General features: G+C 61.7%; 23 protein-coding genes. 11 read left to right on the top strand and 12 right to left on the bottom strand.

All coding sequences use genetic code 11. The annotated features are described in order from the left end of the window. The first annotated feature begins 35 nt into the window (after positions 1-35). Complete coding sequence (locus tag M0D67_RS32175) at positions 36-1,817, top strand: hybrid sensor histidine kinase/response regulator (protein ID WP_154566067.1); 1,782 nt, start codon at positions 36-38, stop codon at positions 1,815-1,817. Between the two features lie 45 nt (positions 1,818-1,862). On the opposite strand, the gene M0D67_RS32170 is transcribed toward M0D67_RS32175, so the two are convergent. From M0D67_RS32170 to M0D67_RS32145, 6 genes are all read right to left on the bottom strand, one after another. Continuing rightward, positions 1,863-2,621 (bottom strand): response regulator transcription factor, encoded by a 759-nt coding sequence (locus tag M0D67_RS32170; protein WP_154566047.1) that lies wholly within the window; start codon positions 2,619-2,621, stop codon positions 1,863-1,865. 340 nt (positions 2,622-2,961) lie between these two features. Further along, entirely contained in the window at positions 2,962-3,153 is a 192-nt protein-coding gene (locus tag M0D67_RS32165; protein ID WP_171927922.1) for a hypothetical protein, read from the bottom strand. After that, positions 3,128-4,132: a cytochrome d ubiquinol oxidase subunit II gene (gene cydB, locus M0D67_RS32160; RefSeq protein ID WP_093646409.1), complete on the bottom strand. Its 1,005-nt coding sequence runs from the start codon at positions 4,130-4,132 to the stop codon at positions 3,128-3,130. Before cydB ends, M0D67_RS32165 begins: the two co-directional genes overlap by 26 nt. Before the next feature lie 35 nt (positions 4,133-4,167). Continuing rightward, on the bottom strand, positions 4,168-5,580 hold the full coding sequence (locus M0D67_RS32155) for a cytochrome ubiquinol oxidase subunit I (RefSeq protein WP_171927937.1): 1,413 nt from the start codon (positions 5,578-5,580) through the stop codon (positions 4,168-4,170). Positions 5,581-5,967: 387 nt separating this feature from the next. Then, the gene (locus M0D67_RS32150) at positions 5,968-6,255 is read right to left on the bottom strand and encodes a helix-turn-helix domain-containing protein (protein ID WP_063498788.1); all 288 of its coding nucleotides are present in this window, start codon (positions 6,253-6,255) and stop codon (positions 5,968-5,970) included. Then, positions 6,242-6,661 carry a type II toxin-antitoxin system RelE/ParE family toxin gene (locus M0D67_RS32145; protein ID WP_308112623.1) on the bottom strand — a complete coding sequence of 140 codons (420 nt, stop codon included), beginning with the start codon at positions 6,659-6,661 and terminating at the stop codon, positions 6,242-6,244. Before M0D67_RS32145 ends, M0D67_RS32150 begins: the two co-directional genes overlap by 14 nt. 638 nt (positions 6,662-7,299) lie before the next feature. On the opposite strand from M0D67_RS32145, the gene M0D67_RS32140 reads away from it, so the two are divergent. Continuing rightward, a complete protein-coding gene (locus M0D67_RS32140; protein ID WP_054040238.1) occupies positions 7,300-8,121 on the top strand; it encodes an alpha/beta fold hydrolase in 822 nt (273 codons plus the stop codon). An 82-nt stretch (positions 8,122-8,203) separates the two neighbouring features. On the opposite strand, the gene M0D67_RS32135 is transcribed toward M0D67_RS32140, so the two are convergent. Further along, on the bottom strand, positions 8,204-8,743 hold the full coding sequence (locus tag M0D67_RS32135; protein ID WP_266241005.1) for a DUF2867 domain-containing protein: 540 nt from the start codon (positions 8,741-8,743) through the stop codon (positions 8,204-8,206). Between the two features lie 418 nt (positions 8,744-9,161). Here M0D67_RS32135 and M0D67_RS32130 point away from each other — a divergent pair, with 418 nt between their 5' ends. Together M0D67_RS32130 and M0D67_RS32125 are read left to right on the top strand one after the other, a co-directional pair. Further along, positions 9,162-9,989, top strand: a complete 828-nt coding sequence (locus M0D67_RS32130; protein WP_266241004.1) for an NAD(P)-dependent oxidoreductase — start codon at positions 9,162-9,164, stop codon at positions 9,987-9,989. 29 nt (positions 9,990-10,018) lie between these two features. Next, the gene (locus M0D67_RS32125) at positions 10,019-11,311 is read left to right on the top strand and encodes an MFS transporter (protein ID WP_154566053.1); all 1,293 of its coding nucleotides are present in this window, start codon (positions 10,019-10,021) and stop codon (positions 11,309-11,311) included. A gap of 154 nt (positions 11,312-11,465) precedes the next feature. Here the strand turns inward: M0D67_RS32125 and M0D67_RS32120 are convergent, their stop codons facing one another. Both M0D67_RS32120 and garL read right to left on the bottom strand, forming a co-directional pair. After that, the gene (locus tag M0D67_RS32120; RefSeq protein ID WP_266241003.1) at positions 11,466-12,380 is read right to left on the bottom strand and encodes a 2-hydroxy-3-oxopropionate reductase; all 915 of its coding nucleotides are present in this window, start codon (positions 12,378-12,380) and stop codon (positions 11,466-11,468) included. An 11-nt stretch (positions 12,381-12,391) separates the two neighbouring features. Continuing rightward, positions 12,392-13,192 carry a 2-dehydro-3-deoxyglucarate aldolase gene (gene garL, locus M0D67_RS32115; RefSeq protein ID WP_266241002.1) on the bottom strand — a complete coding sequence of 267 codons (801 nt, stop codon included), beginning with the start codon at positions 13,190-13,192 and terminating at the stop codon, positions 12,392-12,394. 245 nt (positions 13,193-13,437) lie between these two features. Between garL and M0D67_RS32110 the strand changes: the two genes are divergently transcribed. Beyond that, positions 13,438-15,021 carry an aldehyde dehydrogenase (NADP(+)) gene (locus M0D67_RS32110; RefSeq protein WP_266241001.1) on the top strand — a complete coding sequence of 528 codons (1,584 nt, stop codon included), beginning with the start codon at positions 13,438-13,440 and terminating at the stop codon, positions 15,019-15,021. A gap of 90 nt (positions 15,022-15,111) precedes the next feature. On the opposite strand, the gene M0D67_RS32105 is transcribed toward M0D67_RS32110, so the two are convergent. From M0D67_RS32105 to kdgD, 3 genes are all read right to left on the bottom strand, one after another. Next, entirely contained in the window at positions 15,112-15,855 is a 744-nt protein-coding gene (locus M0D67_RS32105) for a FadR/GntR family transcriptional regulator (protein ID WP_154566057.1), read from the bottom strand. A gap of 198 nt (positions 15,856-16,053) precedes the next feature. Continuing rightward, entirely contained in the window at positions 16,054-17,406 is a 1,353-nt protein-coding gene (locus tag M0D67_RS32100) for an MFS transporter (RefSeq protein WP_266241000.1), read from the bottom strand. 125 nt (positions 17,407-17,531) lie between these two features. Then, positions 17,532-18,449: a 5-dehydro-4-deoxyglucarate dehydratase gene (kdgD, locus tag M0D67_RS32095; protein ID WP_266240999.1), complete on the bottom strand. Its 918-nt coding sequence runs from the start codon at positions 18,447-18,449 to the stop codon at positions 17,532-17,534. Between the two features lie 227 nt (positions 18,450-18,676). On the opposite strand from kdgD, the gene garD reads away from it, so the two are divergent. The 6 genes from garD (at position 18,677) to M0D67_RS32065 (ending at position 25,682) form a co-directional block, all read left to right on the top strand. Next, positions 18,677-20,266 (top strand): galactarate dehydratase, encoded by a 1,590-nt coding sequence (gene garD / locus M0D67_RS32090; protein WP_266240998.1) that lies wholly within the window; start codon positions 18,677-18,679, stop codon positions 20,264-20,266. 34 nt (positions 20,267-20,300) lie between these two features. Next, positions 20,301-21,143 (top strand): NAD(P)-dependent oxidoreductase, encoded by an 843-nt coding sequence (locus M0D67_RS32085; protein ID WP_154566061.1) that lies wholly within the window; start codon positions 20,301-20,303, stop codon positions 21,141-21,143. Beyond that, a complete protein-coding gene (locus tag M0D67_RS32080; protein WP_171927940.1) occupies positions 21,140-22,069 on the top strand; it encodes an SMP-30/gluconolactonase/LRE family protein in 930 nt (309 codons plus the stop codon). Before M0D67_RS32085 ends, M0D67_RS32080 begins: the two co-directional genes overlap by 4 nt. Before the next feature lie 641 nt (positions 22,070-22,710). Continuing rightward, positions 22,711-23,703 (top strand): TRAP transporter substrate-binding protein, encoded by a 993-nt coding sequence (locus M0D67_RS32075; protein WP_154566063.1) that lies wholly within the window; start codon positions 22,711-22,713, stop codon positions 23,701-23,703. Between the two features lie 139 nt (positions 23,704-23,842). Continuing rightward, on the top strand, positions 23,843-24,322 hold the full coding sequence (locus M0D67_RS32070; protein WP_054040219.1) for a TRAP transporter small permease: 480 nt from the start codon (positions 23,843-23,845) through the stop codon (positions 24,320-24,322). Between the two features lie 7 nt (positions 24,323-24,329). Continuing rightward, positions 24,330-25,682 carry a TRAP transporter large permease gene (locus M0D67_RS32065; protein ID WP_097396902.1) on the top strand — a complete coding sequence of 451 codons (1,353 nt, stop codon included), beginning with the start codon at positions 24,330-24,332 and terminating at the stop codon, positions 25,680-25,682. The last annotated feature ends 116 nt before the right edge of the window (positions 25,683-25,798 follow it).

The following is a 25,798-nucleotide window of genomic DNA, read 5'->3' as shown; positions in this document are numbered from 1 at the left end:
AACAATCTGCGGTGCCGGACAAAGGAGACCGCATGATGCGGGCCGACCCAATCCAGCGTGCAATCGACGAAGACCTCGTGCGCGTGCTGTACGCGCAAGATCCGATCGCCTTCTTTTCGCACTGGTTCTCGATTGCGGTGCTGGTGGCGATCTACTGGCCGAACGTGCCGTCGCCGCCGCTTTTCATCGCGTGTTTCGGGTTTTATGCGGCCGCCAATTGCGGTGGCCTGGCACTGTGGATCTGCAATCGCCGCTACCCACACCTCGCGACGCCGCGCGGCTGGATCAACCTGCATGCGCTGCGCGGCGTGCTGCTGTACAGCGCGCCGGGGTTTGCGGTGTGGTTCGCGTTCCAGAGCACGCAGGCCGATTTGCCGCTGTTGCACACCGTGATGATCGTCACGCTGGCAGCCGGCGTGTTCATGTCGAACGGCTTCGATCTGCTGAATTTTTCGACCGCGATTCCGTTTCTGCTGTTTCCGGCGATCGTGCTGCATTTCGGCACGCATACGTTCGATCGCACCATTCTCGCGATCGTCCTCGCGTTCTTCTTCTGCGCGATCAACGTCTATGCGCTGAGTTATCGCAAGCTGTTTCAGCAGGTCGTGCAGGCACGCGTCGATCAACAGTATCTGGCGGAGTCGCTGGCGGCGCAAAAGCGTGTCGCCGAAGAGGCCAGTCTCGCCAAAACGCGGTTTTTTGCGGCCGCGAGCCACGATTTGCGCCAGCCGCTGCATGCGATCGGTTTGCTGGCGGCTTCGCTCAACGACTCGGCGGCGACGCCCGTGCAGCATGCCAGGACGGCTCAACACATCGTTTATAACGTCGAGGCGTTGAATCAGTTGTTCAACCAGGTGCTCGATCTCGCCAGGCTCGAAAGCGGCGTGACCCAGGTGATCCGCTTGCATTTCCGGCTGTCGGAACTGTTCGAGCGGGTCGGCAGCCAGTACCGCCCACAGGCCGCGGCGAAGGGGCTGGCGCTGCGGATCGCACCGTCCTCGGTGGTCCTGCATGACGATCCGGTGCTGCTCGAACGCGTGCTGAGCAATCTGCTCTCGAACGCGGTGCGCTATACCGAGGAAGGCGCGATCTGGGTCGGCTATCGCCGCGCAGGGCGTCGTTCGGGCGGCTATATCGAGGTGCGCGATTCCGGCATCGGCATTCCGGCCGAGGAACACGAGCGCATCTTCGAAGAGTTCTACCAGGTGGCCAATCCGCAGCGCGACGCGCGTCAAGGGCACGGTCTGGGCTTGCCGACGGTGAGGCGCCTCGTCGAAATGCTCGGCGGCGAGTTGCAACTGCGCTCGGCGCCGGGCCGTGGCTCGGTGTTCCGCTTTCCGGTGCAGGCGGGCGACGCCGGCGGAATTGTCGCGAGCCTGAACGAGGCGGTGGCGGGTGGACCGTCGGCGCAGGGGCGGCGGGTGTTGTGCATCGACGACGAACCGTCGATTCTCGAAGGCCTCACCAGTCTGCTGGGACGCTGGGGTTGCATCGTGCGTGGCGCACGCGACGAGGTCGATGCGCTCGTCGCGCTGGAAGACGGCTTCGTGCCGGATGCCGTGTTATGCGACTACCAGTTGGCCAATCACCGGACCGGCGCGCAAGCGCTGTCGGCCGTGCGCAACGTGCTCGGGCGGGCGGGCCACGACAGTGTGGTGACCTTGCTGATCACGGGCGATATGGCCTCGGCCGAACTGGCGGCGCTGGCCCTGCAAGGCATTCCGGTGCTGCACAAACCGGTTACGCCGGCGCGTTTGCGGCGCACCCTGGAAATGCTGTGGCAGCAGGCGGAACTGGATAAGGGGCGGGCGGCGTGAAGGGTGACATGAAGGGCGACATGAGCGCCGCCCGTTGATCTGTTGTTAGAGGGTTTTCCCGGCCTCGAGCCAGCCGTTGATCACGGCGATTGCCGTGGACCGGTTGTGCACGCCGAGCGCCCGGAAGATCACCGACAGATGCACCTTGACCGTCCCTTCCGCGACGCCCAGCTCACGCGCGATCATCTTGTTGGTCCAGCCGCGATGCACCAGCCGCATGATGTCCTGCTGTCGCGGCGACAGGTTCTCCAGCAGATGTTGCTGGTGCGGCTGCAGCGCCTGGATTTGCGTGATCGGTTCCGTGAGCGCGGCGCCGCCCTGAGTCGGGGCGTGCGCGGCGTCATGGGCGGCAAGCTCCGCGGGCGCTTCGGCACGCGCGGGTGCGGCTTGCGTCTCGCGTGAGCCCAGCAGGCTGAGTGCCTCCATCGGCACATAGGCGCCGCCCGACAACACCAGCTCGATCGCCTTGAGCATGACGCTGGCGGGTTGCCGCTTGGGCACGAAGCCGAGCGCTCCGGCAGCCAGCACCGCGCGCATTTCGTCGGGCGACTCTTCAGCGGAGAGCACGACGACCGGCAACGCCGGGTTTGCCTTCAACAGCACTTCAAGCGACGACGCGCCGGTCATACCTGGCATATGCAGGTCGACGATGGCGAGGTCGTGGTCGGCGTCGGGCCGCGCGGCGGCAGCGAGGGATTCCCAGCTATCGGCTTCGTCGAATTGCGCGTCGGGATCTAGCCCGCGCAATAGCCCTTTGACGCCTTGCCGGATCAGTTCATGGTCGTCGGCCACAAGAAACTTCATGATGTCTCCGCGAGTCGGGACTGCGCGTTGTGGACTGTCACCGCCGTGCTTCTGGCTCTACTTCCCGTTTTACTTCTATTCTCGATTCGCGTCATTGCCGGCTACCCCGCGATCATATGCCGATCGGTGGTGCGGCGCGCCTTCCGGTTCGCCGCACGAATGAACATCTATTTATATAATCGCCGACTGGTTCGATGCACCAGCATTATGTGTAAGGTAGGTCTCCCGCGCATAGGTTCCGGCTTGTTACGAAGACGAGCCGCACGGCGCAATTTTTGAAGCCGTCCACGCGTGAATCCGCAGGTTATGCGCACCAGATGAAATCACGCAAGCACATGATTCATTTGATTGCGAATAACGTCGCATTCATCAGAAGCTTGAACGCGAAGCCGAGCGACATCGCCGAGGCTACGCCAAAGCACCATAGCGCGACGAACCACAGCCAGCCGGGCAGCCGGCGCCCCGGCGTTTGAGACGCGCCGCCTGTGGCGCTGTCGCCCGTGTTCTTAGTGATAGTGATGTTGGTCGCCATGACGCACCTTGCCACGAAATACCCAATAACCCATCGTCGTATAAGCGATGATGACCGGCAGAATCACTGCTGCGCCGACTAGCGTGAACATCTGGCTCGAGCGCGGCGCAGCGGCTTCCCAGAGCGTCATGCTCGACGGAATCGCATACGGCCACAGGCTCACCAGCAGCCCGGCATAACCGAGCAGCACCAGCAGGAGCGCCAGCACGAACGGCGTGTTGTGATGCCGCGCGCGCACCGCACGGTGCATGAAGAACGCGCAGATCGCCACGAGGAACGGCACCGGCAGCAGACGGTAGAACAGGTTGTCGTGGAACCAGCGCTGCGCGATAGTCGGATCTTGCAGCGGCGTCCACAGGCTGACCATCGCGATGAAGCCGAGCAGCACGAGCGTCAGCGGCCACACCACGCGATGCAGGCGGCGTTGCAGATCGCCTTCGGTTTTCGCGACCAGCCAGCAGCAGCCGAGCAACGCGTAGGTGATCACCAGACCGAGGCCCGTCAGCAGACTGAACGGCGTGAGCCAGCCGAAGGCGTCGCCTGCATAGCCGCCGTCGATCACCGGGATGCCTTGCAGGAACGCGCCCAGCACGATGCCTTGAAAGAACGTCGCGCCCGCCGAACCGCCGATGAATGCCAGATCCCACAGATGTTTGGTGCGCTTGGCCTTGGCGCGAATCTCGAACGACACGCCGCGGAAAATCAGGCATACGAGCATGAAGATCAGCGGCAGGTACAGCGCGGACAGCACGGTCGAGTAGACCACCGGAAACACCGCGAACAGCGCGGCGCCGCCGAGTACCAGCCAGGTTTCGTTGCCGTCCCACACGGGCGCGACGGTGTTCATCATCAGGTCGCGCTCTTTCTCATCGGGGAAGAACGGGAAGACGATGCCGATGCCCAGATCGAAGCCGTCCAGCACTACGTACATGAATAGGCCCAGTGCAATGATTGCGGCCCACGCAACGGTTACGTCCATTTTCTTTCTCGCAAGCAGGAAGTGAAGCAGTGAGGTTAGGCGGCGTCGATCATGTGATCGGCGGCGGACAGCGGGCGGCGCGCGGTCTGGTTCGGCACGTGCTCAGGCACACCGTGCGGTGTTTGTCCCGGCAATGCCGGACCCGAGCGCATCAGCTTGAGCATGTAGTAGATGCCGGTGCCGAACACGAGGAAGTAGACGACCACGAAGGCCATCAGCGAGATGCCGACCTGCTGCGTGGTGAGCGGCGACACCGCCTGCGAGGTGCGCATGACGCCGTACACCACCCACGGCTGCCGGCCGGCTTCCGTGGTGACCCAACCCGCCAGCAACGTGATGAAGCCGGTCGGCCCCATGGCCACGGCGACGCGCTGGAACCACTTCGCTTCGAATAGACGTTCGCGACGGCGCAGCGCCCAAGCGGCCAGCGACATCAGGATCATCAGCACGCCGAGTCCGGCCATGATGCGGAAGCTCCAGAACACCACCGTCGAGTTCGGCCGGTCTTGCGGCGGGAATTCCTTCAGGCCGCGAATTTCGCCGTCCCAGCTATGCGTGAGGATCAGACTGCCGAGGTGCGGAATCGACACGGCATAGCGTGTGGTCTCCGCCTGCATATCCGGAATGCCGAACAGGTTCAGCGCGGTGCCGCCTTTCTCGGTTTCCCACAGACCTTCGATCGCCGCGATCTTGGCCGGCTGATACTTGCGCGTGTTCAGACCATGCTGATCGCCGACGAATGCCTGGATCGGCGTGAGGATCAGGAGCAGCCAGAGCGCCATCGAGAACATCTTCTTGACTGCGGGATCGCGCCGGCCGCGCAGCAGATGCCATGCGCCCACCGCCGACACCACCAGCCCCGCGACGATGAATGCCGCGAGCGCCATATGCGCAAGCCGGTAAGGGAACGACGGATTGAAAATGATCTTGAACCAGTCGAGCGGTACGACGTGGCCGTCGACGACTTCAAAACCTTGCGGCGTTTGCATCCAGCTATTGGACGCGAGAATCCAGAAGGTCGAAATCAGCGTGCCGATCGCCACCATCAGCGTGGCGCCGAAGTGAGCGCGCGGACTTACGCGCTGCCAGCCGAACAGCATGATGCCGAGGAAGCCCGCTTCGAGGAAGAACGCGGTCATGACCTCATACATCAACAACGGTCCGGTGATGGGTCCGGCGAAACTGGAGAAGCCCGACCAGTTGGTGCCGAACTGATAGCTCATCACGACGCCGGACACGACGCCCATACCGAAGGCGACTGCGAAGATCTTCGACCAGAACAGGCAAAGATCTTTGTAGTACGCCTTGCCGGTTTTCAGCCAGCGCCATTCGAGAACAGCGATGAAACTGGCGAGGCCGATGCTGAGCGCCGGAAAAACAATGTGAAACGAGACGGTGAACGCAAACTGAATGCGGGCGAGATCGAAGGCCGAAATTGCGGAGTTCATGAGCGTGAAGGTCGTGATGCCCGTGAGGGCGGACTACGCGCGTCGACCGTTGTCGGTGCGCACTGCGCTGGGCAGATGGGGCAAGAGTAGGGGATGAGCGAAACTTTTGCTGCAATGCGACGTGCGTCAAAAAACCACGTTGTTTTGCGCGTATTTTCGTTTTTGAGACGGCAAAGCCTTGATAGGTATCAAGTTTTCCTTAATGCGTCCTTGCGTGCGTCTCTCGTGGTCTGCGCAGAACTGCGGCAATAGACCGCGCTGCAACAACGCGGCTCCGGCGTCTTCGTGACTAGGTCCCTCGCTGCGGACGCCGCATTCCAGTCATGTCAGTCAGCGAGAGATCGCCGCAACAGGCGGCGCGAGCGCTCAACGCCGCGGGGATGAAGCCTAGGCGATCGAAATAAACAGTTGCTTGCCACACGCGGCCGCGTACCTGCGCAACGTGTCGATAGAAGGCGAGTGCTGCCCCGACGCAAGAGCCCGTTCCAGCCGGGTGATGGCCGGTGCTTTCGTGCCCATGCGCTCGGCGACTTGCGCCTGCGTCAGGCCGGCTTCGCGGCGCGCGGCGAGCATCTGGTCGAGCAGCGCGAATTCTTCGCGGTTCAGCCGTTCGTATTCGGCGCGTACTTCGGGGTCGGCGAGCGCCCGCTCGCGCATTGCCTTATAGGTTGCCATTTCTGATCTCCAGCAGTCTTTTGCGCGCCACGTCCAGTTCGTTGCGCGGCGTTTGTTGCGACTTCTTCACGAAGCTGTGAAGCATGACGATTTTCCGTTCCACGATCGAGCAGTAGAACACTCTGGCGATGCCCTCCGCGCCTTTGAGGCGCATTTCGAACAAGCCACCACCCATTGATGCAGTGTGCGGCTCGCCGAGATTCGGCCCGTATTCCTCCATGCGATCGGCCAGCGCGATGAAGCGTGCGAGCAGCGTTTTCGGCAAGGAGGCAACGTTCACTTTGACCTTTTCGTTGTAGAAGTCGATCGTAAATGCCATTGGAGTCAATAATAACAAATATGTTATTTTCGCACAAGCAATCCACTTTGCAGTTTGTTGCTGTAGGTCAGCAAAAACCGGGAGCATTGCCTGGCAGGAAATCGAACGACAGGAAGAGGGCGAAAGCAGGACCGCGATGAGCGGTTACAACGGCGTTGGCGCAACCAGGTGTTCGGTAGGGTTGATTCGTGCGGGACGCGATATCGGGCGCGGCACGGCGGAGGTCTCCTTTCTCACGGGCTGATTGAATCGGAGTAGCGATGCAAGGGTCACTCAAGGGCCACTCGTCACCATCCGACAATAACGCCGTTCGTGCCGACTTTCTATTAGCCTGTTAGCTAGCCAATCAGCTAGTTTGCTTCTACCATGCAAGCGGCTAACCGGCGGTTCCTTCAGCGTCATCGCATGCTCGAAGTGGATGAGCGCCGCATCGCCATCCGCTGTTTCATTCCTGATAGTCATTTCGAATACCACGTGAACCGATCCGGTTCTTCGTGTGTCCGTCATCAAAATGCGTTGCAGGCCGTGTCATGCTTGAGCGAGCGTCTCATCATGCATCGACTGGTCGTTTCCCTCGCATGCTCACTCACGCGCGTCAAGTTCGTCCTGCATTCGCTGTTAACGATTTTCGTTGGGCGGCATGGCTTGTGCTGCCCGAATGGTTTGAGCGGTACGTTTCATCCACCTGCCGGCGACGGCAGACTTCATCCAGAAGGAGTCAGCAGATGAGCACGATCACCACGAAAGACGGTACGGAAATTTTCTACAAGGATTGGGGCAAGGGGCGCCCGGTTGTCTTCTCGCACGGCTGGCCGTTATCCGCGGATGCCTGGGACGCGCAGATGCTGTTCCTCGGCAGTAAAGGCTTTCGCGTGATCGCGCACGACCGGCGCAGCCATGGCCGTTCGGCGCAGACGTGGGACGGCAACGACATGGACACCTATGCCGACGATCTCGCCGCGCTGATCGAACACCTCGACCTGCAGGACGCCACGATGGTCGGCCATTCGACCGGCGGCGGGGAGGTCGCGCACTACATCGGCCGTCACGGTACGAAACGTGTGGCGAAGGCTGTGCTGATCGGCGCGGTGCCGCCGCTGATGCTCAAGACAGAGGGCAATCCCGAGGGCACGCCGATCGACGTGTTCGACGGCATCCGCAAGGGTGTCGAGGCGGATCGTTCGCAGTTTTTCAAGGATCTGGCGTTGCCGTTTTACGGCTATAACCGTCCGAACGCAAAGGTGTCGCAAGGTGTGATCGATTCGTTCTGGGCACAAGGCATGGTCGGGTCGATCAAGGGCTTGTACGACTGCATCAAGCAGTTCTCCGAAGTCGACTACACGGAAGACCTGAAGAAGATCGACGTGCCGACACTGGTATTGCATGGCGACGACGACCAGATCGTGCCGATCGATGCCGCAGGCCGCAAGACGGCGAAGATCGTGAAGAACGCCACGCTCAAGGTCTACCCGGGCGGGCAGCACGGCATGTGCACGGTGGAGGCGGATAAGGTGAACGCCGATCTACTGGAGTTCATCGGCTCGTAATGCGTTGATGTAGCAAGTGCGGCTGGCGAAGGGAGATTATCCCGCGCTGGCCGCACCCGTACCCGCGTACGATGGCCGCCGCTCAGGCAATTGGCCAGCCGATGCGCGCCGCTCGGCGCAACGTCGAGCGAACCACCAACCGGTGGAACGGAGCGATGGCGAGGATATAAAAACGCCCAAGCCCGTTGTGACAGTGCACGACCGTGGACAGAATCAGATAGCGCGCGCTGCCCTCGTGCGTATCGCGCGTTTGCTGCAATATCGAAAGCCGGAAGTCTAGATGGCTGTCGTTCTCGCCGAGAATGATCTCGCGTGCGCTGCGCGTGTAGATTCGGAAGATGTCGACCCGATCCCTTGAGCCGGGTGGATTCGCCATGCGCAACTGCTTCGACGTCTTGAGCCCGAAGCGGGCGACTAACGCATCACGCAGCCCCAGCAGTTTCGCTATCCATCCCGCCTGATGGGCGAACATAAAGCGCGCGAGCAATTCCGGGTCGTCGATTGCGTTGTCCGGCAAGCGGACGGCGTACGCGTCCGCGAGGTCCGGGACATCGTATATGCGGGCCACGCCGGATTCGGCCGGCACGGCAACGGAAAGCACGGAACGGTGGGCATCTGGCATGGGAAGGTGCTGCGCCGAAAGGAGAGCGGGGTGGAAAGGGCGACTTCGCCGCGGGGCGCCGCAGTTCGATCGCGCGCATGCGCGTCAAGTCTACGCGTGCTCGACGGCGCGCGCTCAAGCATCGGTGCCCATCGAACCAACCGACCGTATGCGCTGGATGACGTATGGCCAGGCATTAATTTGCGCATCAAGTTATACGACGTCACATAAATTAGTCATGACGTATGTGTTTGTTTGCAAAAGATAAATCGCCATATGGGTTGTGCCTGTACGGGTAAATGCCTGGTTGAAATCCACCTTGGAATCGATAATAGTACGTTATCGTACAACTAAGAGTTGGTTCCAGCCCGTTGCCGCCACGGCTCGACTGGTTGCCGTCCTCCGGCTCTAATCGCGCGCGGCGCTGTAAAGGATCCTTATGAAGAAGATTGCCCTGAGTGGAGCCGGCGGCCAGCTCGGCTCGGTAGTGCGGACGGCGTTGGTCGGCCGCGGCATCCCCTTGCGTTCGGCCGCGGGTTCGAAGCCCCTCGTGCCGCTAGTGGAAGGCGAGGACGTGATGCACGGCGACCTGCGCGACCCCGCCGTCGTGGATCGCCTGCTGGAGGGCGTCGACGTGCTGATTCACTTCGCCGGCACGAGCGTGGAACGTCCGCTGCCCGAAATCATCGACAACAACCTGCGCGCGCTGGTCGAGGTGTACGAGGGTGCGCGCCGGCAAGGCGTTCGGCGCGTGGTGTTTGCCAGCTCGAACCATGCGATCGGCATGTATCCGGTCACCGACCATCTCAGTCTCGATTGCGCACTGCGCCCCGACGGTTTGTACGGCCTGAGCAAGGTGTGGGGCGAAGCACTGGCCAGAATGTATTGGGACAAGCACGGCATCGAGAGTATTTGCGTGCGCATCGGCAGTTGCCTCGAGCGGCCGACCGAGCAGCGACACCTGAGCACCTGGTTCGGTCATCGAGACCTGCTGCATTTCCTCGACCGCTGTGTCGAGGCAGAGGACATCGGGTTCATCACCGTGTGGGGCGTGTCAGCCAACACACGTAGCTGGTGGGACAACAGCGGCGCCGCGCGCCTCGGTTATCAGCCGACTCAGGACGCCGAAGCCTACGCCGAGGAAATCCTGGCGCGGCCGAATCCGCTCGATGCCTTGGGTCAGCGTTACCAGGGCGGCGGCTTCGTCGGCATCGATTACTCGCGCGCCGACGCAGCGAGCAACGACACCGCAGGCCAGCCGTCCTGATTGGTTAAGGAATACGAGGAGACACAGTCATGAAAATCAAGGGCATCCGCTGGTGGATGGTCAGCCTGGTCGCGGCCGGGCTCATCATCAATTACCTCGCGCGCAATACGTTGTCGGTGGCGGCGCCGACGCTGATGAAGGACCTCAACATTACGACCGCGCAGTATTCACACGTCGTGGTGGCGTGGCAACTTTGCTATGCATTCATGCAGCCGGTCGCGGGCTATGTGCTCGACACCGTCGGCACCAAGATCGGCTTCGCGGCGTTCGCGCTAGCCTGGTCGCTGGCCTGTGCCGCGGCGGCATGGTCGACGGGCTGGCGCAGCCTGGCGTTCTTCCGTGGCGTGCTCGGTATCGCTGAGGCGGCGGGCATCCCGGCCGGCGTCAAGGCGACGAGCGAGTGGTTTCCAGCCAAGGAGCGTTCCGTTGCGATCGGCTGGTTCAATATCGGCTCGTCCGTCGGCGCGCTGCTTGCGCCGCCGTTGGTCGTTTGGGCGTTGTTGCACGGTCAATGGCAATGGGCTTTCCTGATCGTCGGCGTGGCGGGGATTGTCTGGAGCGCGCTCTGGATGTTGCTTTACAAGCACCCGCAGAAACAGAAGCTGTTGAGCGACACGGAGCGCGATTACATCCTCAGCGGGCAGGAGGCAAAGCACAGCGATGCCGGCGCGGTCAAACGCAGTTGGGCATCCATGCTCGGCAGCCGCGACTTCTGGGCGATCGGCATTCCCCGGATTCTTTCCGAGCCGGCCTGGCAGACGTTCAACGCGTGGATTCCGCTGTACATGATGACCGAGCGGCACATGAACCTGAAGGAAGTCGCGCTGTACGCGTGGATGCCTTTTCTGGCGGCGGATATTGGCTGCGTGCTCGGCGGTTACCTCAGCCCGCTGTTTCATAAGTACGCGAAGGTTTCGCTGTTCACGTCGCGCAAGATGGTGTTCGTCGTTGGCGCGCTCTGCATGATCGGGCCGGCTTGCGTCGGGCTGGTGGCGAGTCCTTATGCGGCCGTCGCGCTGCTGTGCGTTGGCGGCTTTGCTCACCAAACGCTGTCGGGTGCGTTGTACGCGATTACCTCCGACATGTTCGGCAAGAACGAAGTCGCTACTGCCACGGGTATGGGCGGCATGGCGGGTTACCTGGGCGCGGCGGCGTTCACGGCGCTGTTCGGGGTGCTGGTCACGCAGATCGGCTACAGCCCGTTGTTTGTGGTGCTGGCGGTATTCGACATTGTCGCGGCGGCTGTGGTGTGCCTGCTGGCCCGAAGCGGCGACAAGACGCCCGATCCGCGCTGGATGGCGGCGGGTGCTGCGGCCAGGTGAGTAGCGATTAGGGCCGGCGCTCGAAGCGCGCCGGGTAAAACAAATGGCGGCGTCCCTGGACGCCGCCATTTGTTTTACTTCCCGCTTAACGTTGATCGACGATCGTCGTGTTGCAAGTCGTCGAACCGATGATCACGTTATTCAACTTGCGGGCTTAGGCGGTCTTCTGGCCGATCTCGTGATTGGCGAGTATTTCGAGCGCGCGCACCATGGCGGAGTGGTCCCATGCCTTGCCGCCATGCGCCACGCAGGCGTTGAAGAGCTGCTGGCAGGTGGCTGTGTTCGGCAAGGAGACGCCGAGCGCCTGGGCCGTCGAGAGCGCGAGATTCAGATCCTTCTGGTGGAGCTCGATCCGGAAGCCCGGGTCGAAGGTGCGCTTCGTCATCCGCTCACCGTGTACTTCGAGAATCCGCGACGACGCAAAGCCGCCCATCAGTGCTTCGCGCACGCGCGCCGGATCGACACCGGCTTTGGAGGCGAGCAGCAGTGCTTCGCCGACGGCCTCGATCGTCGCGGCGACGATCACCTGATTGGCCACCTTGCACACCTGGCCCGCGCCGACAGCGCCGATCAGCGTGACGTTCTTGCCCATCATGTCGAAGAGCAGCTTGACGCTATCGAAGGTCGCCGGCTCGCCGCCCACCATGATGGTCAGCGAACCGGCCTTGGCGCCTACCTCGCCACCTGAAACGGGTGCATCCATATAGTCCGCACCGCGCTCACGCACGCGGGCCGCGAAGTCGCGAGTGGCCATCGGCGAAATCGAGCTCATGTCGACCACCGTCTGTCCTGGACGCAAGGCCTCGGCGAGGCCGTGTTCGCCAAACAGCACGCGTTCGACGTCCGGCGTGTCCGGCACCATGACGAAGATCACGTCGGCATGCGCGGCTACGGCGGCCGGGCTGTCACACGCGACGGCGCCGGCCTGGGTGAGGTCGTCGGGCACGCCGCTGCGCGTAAACGCCGCGAGGGACACGCCGTTCTTGAGAAGGTTGGCAGCCATGGGCTTGCCCATGATGCCGAGTCCGATAAAGCCTGCTTTTTGCATGGAAATCTCCGGAGATGTCATAGCGGCCGTCCTTACTTCCGGTCCGCCTGTTTCTGCATGAAGTGTTTTTGAACTGTCTGCGCGGCGGCTTTCAGCAGCCCCATATCGGCACAGACCGCGATGACGCGGCACCCCATCGAGATGTAGCGCTCCGCGTCGGCCTGCACGGGCGCGAGGATGCCGCTCGGCTTGCCGGCGGCCTGTGCGCGTTCGAAGACGCGCGCTATCGCCTGTTGCACGTCGGGATGGTTCGGGTTGCCGATGTGGCCATAAGCAGCCGCGAGATCGGACGGCCCGACGAAAATGGCATCGACGCCATCTACGGCGAGAATCTCGTCGATATTATCGACCGCCTTGCGGCTTTCGATCTGAACGATGACGCAGACGTTGTCGTTAGCGATGTCGAAGTAATTGGCGACGGTCGCATAGCGATTGCCTCGTTGACTCACCGAGACGCCGCGGATGCCCTGCGGCGGGTAACGCGTCGCGGCGACAGCGCGCACTGCGTCTTCGGCGCTGTCGACGAACGGCACCAGAAAATTCGAGAAGCCGCTGTCGAGGAGACGCTTGATGAACACGCTGTCGTTGGCCGGCGGGCGCACCACAGGCGCGCTCGGGCTGTCCTTGAGCGCCATCAACTGGGGGATCAGCGTCAGAACGTCGTTCGGTGCGTGCTCGGCATCCAGCAGCATCCAGTCGAAGCCGACAATGCCAAGCAGCTCCGTAGCAATCGGGCTGGCAAGCGAAGCCCAGCAGCCGATCAGGGTTTCGCCGCCGCAGACCGCGCGGCGAAAGCTATTGGGTAAAGGCTGGTAAGGCGTGGCGGCTGTCATGGGTGTCTCCTCGAGCTGCAATTGAGCGGGCAGGTAGGCTGGCAGATAAGCTGGCAAGCTCCGACGTTTACTGAATGAAATGTTATAGGTCGTCGTACATCTTAATGGAGATTAGCATCGGACCGATTGGTTGTAACGACCACGTAAACCCGAATTCCTCGCGGAGCAAGGGTTTCAGGTTGCGCGTAGGTCACTCAATGTTGTAGGATGACCTATATCTTTGATGTCTATCCAAGGAAAGCGAAATGTCTATTACCGGCGAAATGCTGATTGGCCGCAAAGCAGTGCGCGGCGAGGAAAAACCTTTGCGTGCGTTCAATCCCGCCACGGGATCCGATATCGCCGAGCCGGTGTTCGGCAGCGGCTCGGTCGCGAATGTCGAACTCGCCTGTGAACTCGCGCAGAAAGCGTTCGACCCGTACCGGCATCTGCCGCTCACGGTGCGCGCCGAGTTTCTGGAGCGTATCGCGGACGGCATCACGGCGCTCGGCGACGCGCTGATCCAGCGCGCGCACGAAGAGTCCGGCTTGCCGAAGGCACGCCTCGAAGGCGAGCGCGGCCGTACCACTGGCCAGCTCAAACTGTTCGCGCAAGTCGTACGCGCCGGTCAATGGCTCGCCGCCACGCTCGATTCGCCGTTGCCCGAGCGCAAGCCGCTGCCGCGTTCCGACCTGCGGATGCAAAAGATTCCGCTGGGCCCGGTCGCCGTGTTTGGCGCCAGCAACTTCCCGCTCGCTTTTTCGGTGGCGGGCGGCGATACCGCTGCGGCGCTTGCGGCGGGCTGCCCGGTGGTGGTGAAGGCGCATCGTGCTCACCTGGGTACCTCCGAGATGGTCGGCCGTGTGATTCAGCAAGTCGCGCAGGACATGGACTTGCCTGAAGGCGTGTTCTCGATGATCGTCGGCGCCGGCAATTCGGTCGGTGAAGCGCTGGTCGCGCATCCGGCGATCAAGGCGGTCGGCTTCACGGGTTCGCGCGCAGGCGGCACGTCGCTGATGCGCGTCGCGGCCGCCCGGGCCGAGCCGATTCCGGTCTACGCGGAAATGAGCAGCATCAACCCGGTGTTCCTCCTGTCGAATGCGCTGTCGCAACGCGGTGAGACCATCGCGCGTGGCTTCGTCGATTCGCTGGTGCTCGGCGCGGGGCAGTTCTGTACCAACCCGGGGCTTGCGATCGCTGTCGACAGCGATGCGCTCAAAGGCTTCGTTGCAACGGCGTCCGAGGCGCTGAGCGGCAAGCCGGCTCAGACCATGCTGACCGCCGGCATTCATGCGGCCTATGAAGAGGGCGAGGACAAGCTGGCGGCGACGCGAGGCGTCGAGGCAATTGCCCGGGGCATTGACGCGACCGGACCGACGCAGGCTTGCGCGGCCCTGTTCGTGACCGACGCGCTGACCTTCCTGTCCACGCCGGCGCTGGAGGACGAGGTTTTCGGGCCTGCGTCGACCATCGTGCGCTGCAAGGACGAGCAGGAGTTGCTCGCCGTTGCCGAACACTTTGACGGTCAGTTGACCGCCACGGTGCAAATGGATAGCGCGGATCTCGCGGCGGCGACGAAGCTGGTGCCGATTCTCGAGCGCAAGGCCGGCCGGATTCTGGTCAACGGTTTCTCGACCGGCGTCGAGGTTTCGCACGCGATGGTGCATGGCGGCCCGTTCCCGGCCACGTCCGATAGCCGGGCGACGTCAGTTGGGACGACGTCGATCGAACGCTTCCTGCGCCCGGTGTGCTATCAGGATTTCCCGGCCGATCTGCTGCCGGAAGCGCTGGCCGACGCCAACCCGCTGGACCTGTGGCGCCGTCGTGATGGCGAGATTACGCGCAGCTAAACGATGCTGTAAGCGGCGCCCAGGTGGGCGCCGCGTGAGACAAAAAAATGGCCGGGATATCCCGGCCATTTTTGCATTCAGCGTGATGAATCAGCTATTTGCTTCAGCCGTTTCGTTGGCGCGCCGCAGCCGCTCGCGGCTATTCGACAGATGCATACGCATCGCCGCACGCGCGCCTTCGGCGTCGTGCCGCGTGATCGCCTCGAGAATGCTTTCGTGCTCCAGGTTGACGAGCGACAGATACGCGTCGGGTTCAGCACGCGCGATCCCTGCCGAGTCGAGCCGGTTGCGCGGGATCAGCGCGCTACCCATTTGCGTGAGGATGTCGACGAAGTACCGGTTGCCAGTTGCACGCGCTACGGAGATATGAAATTGCAGGTCGGCATCGACACTATCCAGCCCGTTGTGGCGGGTGGCTTCGATCGCGTCGAGCGCGGCGCGCATGCGCGCGAGATCGTCCGGTTTGGCCCGTTGAGCGGCGAGACCCGCGCATTCCGTTTCGAGGCTGATGCGCAGTTCCAGGATCGACAGCACGTCGCGCAAGGTGGTGGCGGGCACCATGTCGATGCCCAGCTTTTCGCGTTGCGGTTCCAGCACGAAACTGCCGATGCCATGGCGCGTCTCGATGATTTTGCCCGCCTGCAAGCGTGAAATCGCTTCACGGATGACGGTGCGGCTCACGCTCAGCGTGACCATCAATTGCGATTCGGTCGGCAGTTTGTCGCCGGGCTTCAAGGCGTTAGACGCAATTTGCTCGGTGACGTAGCTGACGACAAACTCGGCAAGATTGCGCGCGCGCCGTGGCGGTGCTGCGGATGCCAGTGGTGTAGCCATCGAAAACGCCCCTTGAATCAGATAGTTGCAGGTACTTCCTGCGATTCATTATACCGTCGTCTGACGACTGATTATATAAACGCCGGATCATTTTCGGCATTGGTGTCGGACCTGGCGTCGATGCCCGGTTTCAGGCGCCTGGCGGACAAGCCGCGTTATTTTGCAGGCGCCCCGGGAAGTACGATAACAGCCTGACTGCTAGCCCCGGCGCAGTTCGACCCGTTTGATGTCTTTCACGATCACGAGGTAGCTGAACACCGTCAGCAGGGCATTCAGGCCGACGAAAACCAGCGCGCCGTTGAACGACCCGGTCTTCGCGACGAGATAGCCGATCACGATGGGCGTCACGATGCCGGCGACATTGCCGAACATATTGAAGATGGCGCCCGACAGACCGAGTGCCTCTTTCGGTGACGTATCCGCCACCACGGCCCAGCCGAGTGCGCCGATGCCCTTGCCGAAGAACGCGAGCGACATGAGCCCGACGACGATCCAGTCGGTCGAAACATAGTTGCAACCGATGATGCACACCGACAGCAGCATGCCGCCGACAATCGGCACCTTGCGCGCGATGGTGAGCGAATGTCCGCGCCGGATCAGCCCGTCGGACAGAATGCCGCCCAGCACGCCACCGGAGAATCCGCAAATCGCGGGCAGCGATGCCACCAGACCCGCCTGCAGAATCGTCATGCCGCGCGCCTGCACGAGGTAGATCGGAAACCAGGTCAGGAAGAAGTAGGTCAGCACGTTGATGCAGTACTGGGCGAGATAGACGCCGAGCAGCATGCGATTGGTCAGCAACTGACGCACCAGCGACCAGCCACCGGTGCTGGCGATGTCCTCAGCCCGGGTGGCTTTCGTGTGCCCGTTCACCACGCCGCCGCCCTGTTCGATGTAGTCGAGTTCGGCGCGCGAGACACGCGGATGATCGGCGGGGTTCTTCATCACCTTCAGCCAGGTGAGGGCGAGTAACAGTCCGGCCGCGCCCATCACGAGGTAGACCGCGTGCCAGCCGAACGCATGGGTGAGCCACGCCATCAGCGGCGTGAAAATGACTGCCGCGAAGTATTGAGCCGAATTGAAAATGGCGGAGGCGGTGCCGCGTTCGTTGGTGGGAAACCAGCTTGCCACGACCTTGGCATTGGCCGGAAACGCCGGCGATTCAGCGGCGCCCATTGCAAAGCGCAGCACGAACAGCGCGGTGACGGCGGCGGCTGCACTGCCCAGCAGACCGATCGAGCTTTGCAGCAGCGTAAACAACGACCACAGGAAAATGCTCGCCGCGTAGACGCGCCGCGCGCCGAAGCGGTCGAGTAGCCAGCCCGCTGGCAATTGCGACAGAACATAGGCCCAACTAAACGCGGAGAAGATGTAACCCATCTTGATTGCGTCGAAGCCGAACTCGGCACGCATCGCGGATCCGGTTACCGAGAGCGTGGCGCGATCCGCGTAATTGAATGTCGTGATCACAAAGATCAGCAACAGAATCGCGTAGCGGACCTTGGTGCGCTTTGCGACGTGGGCGGGGCTCGCGGTGCGGCTCATTTCCATCGTCATCTCCTAAATTTTTATCAGTGAAAAAGCGCCCGGCGACGTTGCCGTCCCGGGCGCTCTTTACGGTGCCGCGTGCTCGAGCCAGGTTCGGCCAGGTTCGCGCGGCTTGGCGCCTTGCTGCATTACTGCGCGCCGAGCTTCTTGATCAGCACGTCGAGTTGCGCCATTTCTTCTTCGGTCAGATCGGTCAGCGGTGCGCGCACCGGACCTGCGCTGTGGCCAACCAGCTTCGCGCCGGCCTTCACGATGCTGACCGCGTAGCCCTGGCGGCGGTTGCGGATCGCCAGATACGGCAGGAAGAATTCGTCGATCAGCTTGCCGACGGTCGCGTGGTCGTCCGCGGCAATCGCGCGGTAGAAGTCCATCGCGGTCTTCGGGATGAAATTGAATACGGCCGACGAGTACACCGGCACACCCAGCGCCTTGTAGGCCGCTGCGTAGACTTCGGCGGTCGGCAGGCCGCCGAGGTACGAGAAGCGGTCGCCAAGGCGGCGACGGATCGACACCATGTTCTCGATTTCACCCACGCCGTCCTTGAAGCCGATCAGGTTGGGGCAGCGCTCGGCCAGCCCTTCGAGCATGTCGGCGTTAAGCTTGGAGTTCGCGCGGTTGTAGATGATCACGCCCAAGTTCGGCACGGACTTGCAGACTTCTTCCGCGTGCGCCGCGATGCCTTCCTGGCAGGCTTCGGTCAGGTAGTGGGGCATCAGCAGAATGCCGTTCGCGCCGTGACGTTCGGCTTCCTGGGCATACGCGATCGCCACACGGGTCGGGCCGCCGGCACCGGCGAGAATCGGTACCTTGCCTTTGCAGACTTCGGTTGCCGTACGCACGACGTTCGAGTAGTCGTTATGCGTGAGCGAGAAGAATTCGCCCGTGCCGCCGGCGACGAACAGCGCCGACGCGCCGTAAGGCGCGAGCCATTCGAGGCGCTCGGCATAGGTGTCGGCGCGGAAATCGCCTTGTTCGTCGAAGTCGGTAACGGGGAAGGACAGAAGGCCTTCGGAAACGATCTGCTTCAGTTCCTGCGGTGTCGTCATGATGAGTATCCAGGGCGTCGAATAGGGTCGGTATTGAGAAATGATGATTTCTTATACGTCATCGTACAACAACAATTCGGCTAACTCAACGGTGTTTTCACGGCATAATGCGCGCCATAGGGTAAATACGGAACGTCTGGGCAATCTTTCGTGTTGTAGGATGACGTATGAATGATTGGCGCAACGATTGGCGCAGCAGGCGTGAAATCGCCACAAGGATCGATGTCATGGAACAAACCCCGCTCTACATTCGCGTTCACCCCAATGACAATGTCGCGATCGTCGTCAACGACGGCGGTCTGGGTGAGGGCGCCGTATTTCCCGATGGCCTCGCGCTGCGCGAGCGTGTTCCGCAGGGGCACAAAGTCGCGCTGGCCGATTTCGCTGAAGGCGACGAGGTCATCCGCTACAACGTGGTGATCGGCTACGCGCTCAAGGATTTGCCGAAGGGTAGCTGGATCAACGAGCACGTGATCCGTATGCCGAGTCCGCCGGGGCTGGAAGATTTGCCGATCGCCACCATCAAGGCGCCGGAGATGCCGCCGCTGGAAGGCTTCACGTTCGAAGGCTATCGCAATGCCGACGGCTCGGTCGGCTCGCGCAACATTCTGGCGATCACGACCACCGTGCAATGCGTGGCCGATGTGGTTCAGCACGCGGTCACGCGCATCAAGGCCGAACTGCTGCCGCACTATCCGAACGTCGACGATGTCGTGAGTCTCGGCCACACCTATGGTTGCGGCGTCGCGATCGACGCCCCGGACGCAATGGTGCCGATCCGCACCGTGCGCAATATCAGCCTGAATCCGAACTTCGGCGGCGAAGTGATGATGGTCAGCCTCGGTTGCGAGAAGCTGCAGCCTGAACGCCTGATGCCGCCGGGCACGATTCCGATTGCCGCTGCAGCGAATGTCGCCGAAGTGGCCGACATCGGCGATGTCGAAGCCGATCTGAACGGCGACGTGGTGGTGCTTCAGGACGAGGCGCACGTCGGCTTCCAGTCGATGATCGAGTCGATCATGAGAATGGCCGAGGGCCATCTGAAGCGCCTGAACAATCGCCGCCGCGAGACCTGCCCGGCCTCCGATCTGGTGATCGGCGTGCAGTGCGGCGGCAGCGATGCATTTTCCGGGCTGACCGCCAATCCCGCCGTGGGCTTCGCCACCGATTTGCTGGTGCGCGCCGGTGCGACGGTGATGTTCTCCGAAGTCACCGAAGTGCGCGACGGTGTCGATCAACTGACGGCGCGCGCGGCCAACGCGGACGTGGCGGCTGCGATCATCCGCGAGATGCAGTGGTACGACGATTATCTGAAGCGCGGCGGCGCGGACCGCAGCGCCAACACCACGCCGGGCAACAAGAAGGGCGGCTTGTCGAACATCGTTGAAAAGGCGATGGGCTCGATCATCAAGTCGGGCAACTCGGCCATCTCCGGCGTGCTGTCGCCCGGTGAAAAGGTCAAGCAGAAGGGGCTGATTTACGCGGCCACGCCGGCGAGCGATTTCATCTGCGGCACGCTGCAGGTCGCGGCGGGCATCAACCTGCATGTATTCACGACCGGCCGCGGCACGCCGTACAGCCTCGCTGAAGTGCCCGTCATCAAGGTCGCGACGCGCTCCGATCTCGCGCGCCGCTGGCACGATCTGATGGATATCAACGCCGGTACCATTGCGACCGGTGCCGCGACGATCGAAGACGTGGGTTGGGAGCTGTTCCGCCTGATGCTCGACGTCGCAAGCGGCCGTAAGGAGACCTGCGCGGAGAAACTCAAACTCCACAATGCGTTGGTGCTGTTCAATCCGGCGCCGGTGACCTGATAGTACCGATCGTAACCACGACAAAGACTGAGACATGACTGACTCGAACCTTGACCGCCCGGCGGCGCAGAAACCTTTCCGCCGTCTTCTGCTTACCGGCGCTGCCGGCAACCTCGGCCAGCAGTTGCGCGGTGCGCTCGCTGCGTGGGCCGATGTAGTGCGCGTCACCGATATCGCGCCGCTGGGCGAAGTGGCGGCGCACGAAGAAGCATCGATCGTGGACCTCGCGGATGAAGCCGCCGTTCATGCGCTGCTGGAAGGCGTGGATGCGGTCGTTCATCTGGGCGGCATCTCCGTCGAAGCGCCGTTCGAAGATCTGCTCGAAGCGAATATCCGCGGTCTGTACAACCTCTATTCGGCCGCGCAGAAGCAGGGCGTGAAGCGCATCGTGTACGCGAGCTCGAATCATGCCGTGGGTTTTCATCCGACGACGTCGGTGGTCGATATCGACGCGCCGCTCCGTCCCGACAGCCTGTATGGCGTGACGAAGTGCTTCGGCGAATCGCTGTCGCGCTATTACTTCGACCGCTTCGGTCTCGAGACGGTGTGTCTGCGGATCGGCTCGTCGTTCGAGCAGCCGAAGAATCCGCGCATGCTCGTCACTTATCTGAGCTTCCGCGACTTTATCGAACTGGTGCGTTGCTCGCTGTTTACCAACCGGGTCGGGCACGCAATCGTTTATGGCGTCTCGGATAACCGGACCAAGTGGGTCGACAACACCAAGGCGGCGTTCCTCGGTTTTCGTCCGCAGGATAGTTCGGTCGAGTTCGAGCACCTCTTTCCGATCACGGCGCCTACCGCTGACCTCGACGATCCGACGCAGCATTTTCAGGGCGGCCCGTTCGTGCTGGCCGGTCCGATGGAGCCGAAGTGGTGAGCGGCATGGCGAACCCGCGGGTGGAGCGTGTCGAGGCGGCAGGGCAGGCGCCCGCGTCAGTCGGCGAGAGCCCGGTATGGCGTGCCGCTGAACAGGCGCTCTACTGGGTGGATATTCCTGCGCAAAAGATCGTGCGGCTGCGGCTCGAAGCGGCTGAGCGCACCGAGTGGCAATTGCCGGAGAAGGTGGCGTGCATCGCTTTCGATCATCGCGGCACGGTGCTGGCGGGCTGTGAGACGGGGCTCTTTGCGGTCACGCTGACTGAAGGCGCGCCCCGCGGCGAAGCGATGAAGGTGACGGGCAGAAAGCTCGCCGCGCCGCGCTTCGCCTTCGACGATATGCGCTTCAACGATGGCCGGTGCGATCGACAAGGGCGCTTCTGGTCCGGCACGATGGTGCAGGACATGGCAGCGGCAAATCCTGCGGGCGCGCTCTATCGCTTCGATGAGCGCGGCCTGTTGTCGGCGCCGGTTGTCGAAGCGTTGATCACGCAAAACGGTCTGGCGTGGTCGCCGGACGGCGCCACGATGTATCTGTCGGATTCGCATCCTCTGCGCCGGCAAATCTGGGCGTTCGATTACGACATCGAAGCGGGCGAGCCGCGCAATCGGCGCGTATTCGCTGACCTGCATGATTACGCCGGGCGTCCTGACGGCGCGGCCGTGGACGCCGACGGCTGCTACTGGATTTGCGCAAACGACGCCGGCCTCTTGCTGCGCTTTACACCGCAAGGCAAGCTCGATCGGCAGATTGCCGTCCCAGCCGTGAAGCCCGCGATGTGCGCGTTCGGCGGCCGGAATCTGGACACGCTGTTCGTGACGTCGATCCGTCCCGCGACGGGCGCGAGTGAACACGACGGCCACCTGTTCGCCGTTCGGCCCGGCGTGACCGGGTTGCCCGAGCCCGAATACGCGGGCGAACTCTGAATAAGCGACGTGAATGAGGTGGGGCGCCGGGGAATTAGCACGTCGGCGCCCAACAGTCGCAGCCTTTTATTCATCACTTGTCGTACAACATAGTGGCAAAAATGCCACTTTCGGGTCATCTTCCTCTCTACGAAAAATATAAATCCGCGATGTGGGGATTTTGCTTAGTCTCCCTTCTGGCATGGCTTTGATGTCGGATTTTGACCCGGAAACTCTTACGTCCAACCCGCTGTCGTGCGGGTAAATACCGGCTGTACAACTCAAACCACGTTTTATAGACTTCATATGTCGTCGTACAACATATGAGCCCAAACAAATTCCTTTCGAGATAGCTTTGGGCTCCCGGACAAAGAGGCCAGTGTTCTCTACGCGCATGACCAACGCGCGCGGGATTCATGCCGAAGCAGTCGAAGTAAAGAAGTCGAGTTGTCTGACAGGAGTGCTGAGCATCTGTGCCGGGGAAGTAGAACAGGCCAGCACGGCAAACCGCTCGCTACCCACAGGGGTTGCGTGCGTGGAGCCGGGAGACGCATCAAAACCATGTCGCATCCGTGAGCGGCCTTCCGTGAGCGACCCCGCGAAAGCGGTCCTTCGCAAGCGGTCCTCCGCATCCGGATGATCTAATTTCAAGGAATGTCACGATGAAAAACAAGTTTGCCTCTTCCCGTGTTTCGATGATTGTCGCGGCCTCCGTGCTGGCATTCAGCACCGTGTCGGCACACGCGCGCGTGTTCCGGGTGTCGGACGTGCATGGCGACACCTATCCGACCAATATGGCCGTGAAATACATGGGTGAAGAAATCAGCAAGGCAACCGGTGGCAAGGATTCCGTGAAGGTCTTCGGCAACAGCGCGCTGGGTTCCGAAAACGACACGATCGATCAGGTGCGCATCGGCGCACTGGACATGGCGCGCGCCAACGGTGCCGCGTTCAACGAGATCGTGCCTGAATCGATGATTCCGTCGCTGCCGTTCCTGTTTCGCGACATCGACCATTTCCGCAAAGTGATGTACGGCCCGGAAGGCCAGAAGATTCTCGACGCCTTCAAGGCGAAGGGCATGATCGCGCTGACGTTCTATGAGAGCGGCGCGCGCTCGATGTACGCGAAGAAGGCCATCCATTCGCCCGCCGATATGAAGGGCCTCAAGGTGCGCGTGCAGCCGTCGGATCTGATGGTCGACGAAATCAGGGCGATGGGCGGCACGCCGACGCCGATGCCGTTCGCCGAAGTCTATACGGGCCTGAAGACGGGTCTGGTGGATGGCGCGGAAAACAACCTGCCGTCGTACGAAGAGACCAAGCACTTCGAAGTCGCGCAGGTCTATTCCGAAACCCAGCATTCGATGACGCCGGAAGTGCTGGTGTTCTCCAAGAAGGTGTGGGACACGCTGACGCCGCAGGAACAGGACATCATCAAGAAGGCGGCGGCTGACTCCGTGCCTTACTACACGAAGCTGTGGACCGCGCGTGAAAGCGACGCGGCAAAGACGGTCACAAAGGGTGGCGCGACGATCGTTACCGCGTCGCAGATCGACCGTCCTGCTTTCGTGAAGGCGATGCAGCCGGTTTGGGCGAAGTATGAAAAGACGCCGCAAATGAAGCAGCTCGTCGACGAAATCCAGGCAGTCAAATAAGTTCGGACGTAACGCGCTGGGGAAGGGCCGTGCAGCACGGGCTGCCGGTTTTTCCCACGGTGCGGTTTCCTGAGCCGGTGAGGCTTGGCAGGATTCCTGAAGATCAAATATAAGTCCGCCGTATGCAAGGATGGGGTCAATGAGATTCATGAAACGCCCAAACGATTTTCTCTTCCGCGTGCTGGTGGTCGTGGCGTCGGCGAGTCTCGCCACGCTGTGCCTGTTGGTGATTTATAGCGTCGTGATGCGCTATGTCTTCAGCGATGCACCGGATTTTGTCGAACCCATTGCCCTCCTGCTGGTGATTGTGATCGCCATGTTCGGCGCCGCGCTCAAAGTTCGCGAGGGCGGCCACATTGGGCTCGACTCGCTAGTCAAGAAGCTGCCGCCCAAAGGCCAGACGATTGCCCATGCGTTCCAGCATATTTGCCTGATCGTGCTGGCCGTGGCGATTTTCTTCGGCTGCTGGCAGATGGCGGAGACGACGATGGACGACAAGATCCCGATCCTGGGCCTTCCGGAAGCGCTTCGATATTTGATTCCGGTCATTGCTAGCGCCTGCATCGCTCTGTTCTCGTTCGAGAACCTGCTGGGGCTTTTCGCACAGAAACAAAAATAGAAGAATCATGGAACTTGCCATCCTCTCAGTTAGTTTCCTCGTTTTCCTCGTATTCGGGGTTCCTGTTTCGTTCGCATTGGGACTCTCGTGCGTCCTGACGTATCTGTATGAGGGCTTGCCGGCGGCTACCGCCATGCAGTCGATGATTTCGGGAATGAACGCGTTTTCGTTTCTCGCGGTCCCGTTCTTCATTTTCTCCGGCGAGTTGATGCTGCACGGCGGTATCGCCGACCGCATCCTGCGCTTTGCGCAGGCCACGGTGGGCCATTTCCGCGGTGGGCTCGGCATGGCTAACGTGGTCGCGTGCACGCTGTTCGGCGGCGTGTCCGGTTCGCCGACGGCAGACACCTCCGCCATGGGCGGCGTCGTCATTCCGCTGATGAAGCGCGAAGGCTACAGCGCGGCCTATGCGGTCAACGTGACAACCCATTCGTCGCTGGCGGGCGCGCTGATGCCCACCTCGACGAACATGATCATCTATGCGTTCGCGGCCCAAGGCATCACCGGGACGTTGAACGGTCACCAGATGAGCGGCGTGTCGATCGGCGATCTGTTGTTTTCCGGTCTGTTGCCGGTGCTGTGGGTGATGGGTTTCGTGCTCATCGCCGCGTACTGGCAGGCGGTCAAGTTCGGCTATCCGCGCCGCCCTGACGGCTCGACCGAATTGCAGCGCTTTCCTGGCTGGTTCGCGGTGGCCCGCACGTTTCTGGGTGCATTGCCCGGTTTGATGGTGATCGCGATCATTCTGGTCTGCGTGGCCAAGGGTATTGCTACAGCGACGGAAGCCGCCGCTATCGCAGTGGCTTATTCGCTAGTGCTGACGATCGTCATTTATCGCACGATGACGATGAAGAAGCTCTTTCATGCGCTGTCCAAGGCCGCTAAAACCACTGGCGTGGTGTTGCTGCTGATCGGCGTGTCGAACATGCTGCGCTACCAGATGGCCTATCTGGAGATTCCCGACGCCATCGAGCACATGCTCGATGGGGCAACGAGCTTGCCATGGTTGATGCTGCTTTACATCAACATCATCCAGATCTTTCTCGGCACGTTCGTCGACATGGCCGCGCACATCCTGATCACCACGCCCCTGTTCCTGCCGATGGCGATGCATGCCGGCGTCGGCCCCGTTCAGTTCGGGATCATGATTTTGCTGAATTGTGCATTGGGTCTCGTGCATCCGCCGATCGGGTCGGTGCAGTTCATCGGCTGCGCGATCGGCAATGTGTCGATAGGTGAAACCACCAAGGTGGCGTGGCCTTATTACCTGGCTATCTTCAGCGCGATCAACATCGTGACGTACGTACCGATGTTCTCGACGTGGTTGCCTAGCCTGATCAATGGTCACCCGGTGTTTTGAACGCTTGATTAAAAGTCGGCGCCGGTGTGGCACTGCCAGATATGACAAATAAGTTTTTTACAGAGGAGCAGAAATGAAAAAGGTAATAGCAACCTCGGCCCTTGGGTTGGTCGCCC

This window comes from Paraburkholderia sp. SECH4 (assembly GCF_030511745.1).
Lineage (GTDB): Bacteria > Pseudomonadota > Gammaproteobacteria > Burkholderiales > Burkholderiaceae > Paraburkholderia > Paraburkholderia madseniana.
Note: the sequence above shows the minus strand (reverse complement) of the source record. Positions and strands in the feature narration are given on the sequence as shown.

What these genes read in the sequence shown, in the direction of transcription:
- M0D67_RS32175 (WP_154566067.1), top strand. Translation starts at nt 36, where the DNA reads ATGCGGGCCGACCCAATCCAGCGTGCAATCGACGAAGACCTCGTGCGC.
- M0D67_RS32170 (WP_154566047.1), bottom strand. Translation starts at nt 2,621, where the DNA reads ATGAAGTTTCTTGTGGCCGACGACCATGAACTGATCCGGCAAGGCGTC.
- M0D67_RS32165 (WP_171927922.1), bottom strand. Translation starts at nt 3,153, where the DNA reads ATGGCGACCAACATCACTATCACTAAGAACACGGGCGACAGCGCCACA.
- cydB (WP_093646409.1), bottom strand. Translation starts at nt 4,132, where the DNA reads ATGGACGTAACCGTTGCGTGGGCCGCAATCATTGCACTGGGCCTATTC.
- M0D67_RS32155 (WP_171927937.1), bottom strand. Translation starts at nt 5,580, where the DNA reads ATGAACTCCGCAATTTCGGCCTTCGATCTCGCCCGCATTCAGTTTGCG.
- M0D67_RS32150 (WP_063498788.1), bottom strand. Translation starts at nt 6,255, where the DNA reads ATGGCAACCTATAAGGCAATGCGCGAGCGGGCGCTCGCCGACCCCGAA.
- M0D67_RS32145 (WP_308112623.1), bottom strand. Translation starts at nt 6,661, where the DNA reads ATGCTCCCGGTTTTTGCTGACCTACAGCAACAAACTGCAAAGTGGATT.
- M0D67_RS32140 (WP_054040238.1), top strand. Translation starts at nt 7,300, where the DNA reads ATGAGCACGATCACCACGAAAGACGGTACGGAAATTTTCTACAAGGAT.
- M0D67_RS32135 (WP_266241005.1), bottom strand. Translation starts at nt 8,743, where the DNA reads ATGCCAGATGCCCACCGTTCCGTGCTTTCCGTTGCCGTGCCGGCCGAA.
- M0D67_RS32130 (WP_266241004.1), top strand. Translation starts at nt 9,162, where the DNA reads ATGAAGAAGATTGCCCTGAGTGGAGCCGGCGGCCAGCTCGGCTCGGTA.
- M0D67_RS32125 (WP_154566053.1), top strand. Translation starts at nt 10,019, where the DNA reads ATGAAAATCAAGGGCATCCGCTGGTGGATGGTCAGCCTGGTCGCGGCC.
- M0D67_RS32120 (WP_266241003.1), bottom strand. Translation starts at nt 12,380, where the DNA reads ATGACATCTCCGGAGATTTCCATGCAAAAAGCAGGCTTTATCGGACTC.
- garL (WP_266241002.1), bottom strand. Translation starts at nt 13,192, where the DNA reads ATGACAGCCGCCACGCCTTACCAGCCTTTACCCAATAGCTTTCGCCGC.
- M0D67_RS32110 (WP_266241001.1), top strand. Translation starts at nt 13,438, where the DNA reads ATGTCTATTACCGGCGAAATGCTGATTGGCCGCAAAGCAGTGCGCGGC.
- M0D67_RS32105 (WP_154566057.1), bottom strand. Translation starts at nt 15,855, where the DNA reads ATGGCTACACCACTGGCATCCGCAGCACCGCCACGGCGCGCGCGCAAT.
- M0D67_RS32100 (WP_266241000.1), bottom strand. Translation starts at nt 17,406, where the DNA reads ATGGAAATGAGCCGCACCGCGAGCCCCGCCCACGTCGCAAAGCGCACC.
- kdgD (WP_266240999.1), bottom strand. Translation starts at nt 18,449, where the DNA reads ATGACGACACCGCAGGAACTGAAGCAGATCGTTTCCGAAGGCCTTCTG.
- garD (WP_266240998.1), top strand. Translation starts at nt 18,677, where the DNA reads ATGGAACAAACCCCGCTCTACATTCGCGTTCACCCCAATGACAATGTC.
- M0D67_RS32085 (WP_154566061.1), top strand. Translation starts at nt 20,301, where the DNA reads ATGACTGACTCGAACCTTGACCGCCCGGCGGCGCAGAAACCTTTCCGC.
- M0D67_RS32075 (WP_154566063.1), top strand. Translation starts at nt 22,711, where the DNA reads ATGAAAAACAAGTTTGCCTCTTCCCGTGTTTCGATGATTGTCGCGGCC.
- M0D67_RS32070 (WP_054040219.1), top strand. Translation starts at nt 23,843, where the DNA reads ATGAGATTCATGAAACGCCCAAACGATTTTCTCTTCCGCGTGCTGGTG.
- M0D67_RS32065 (WP_097396902.1), top strand. Translation starts at nt 24,330, where the DNA reads ATGGAACTTGCCATCCTCTCAGTTAGTTTCCTCGTTTTCCTCGTATTC.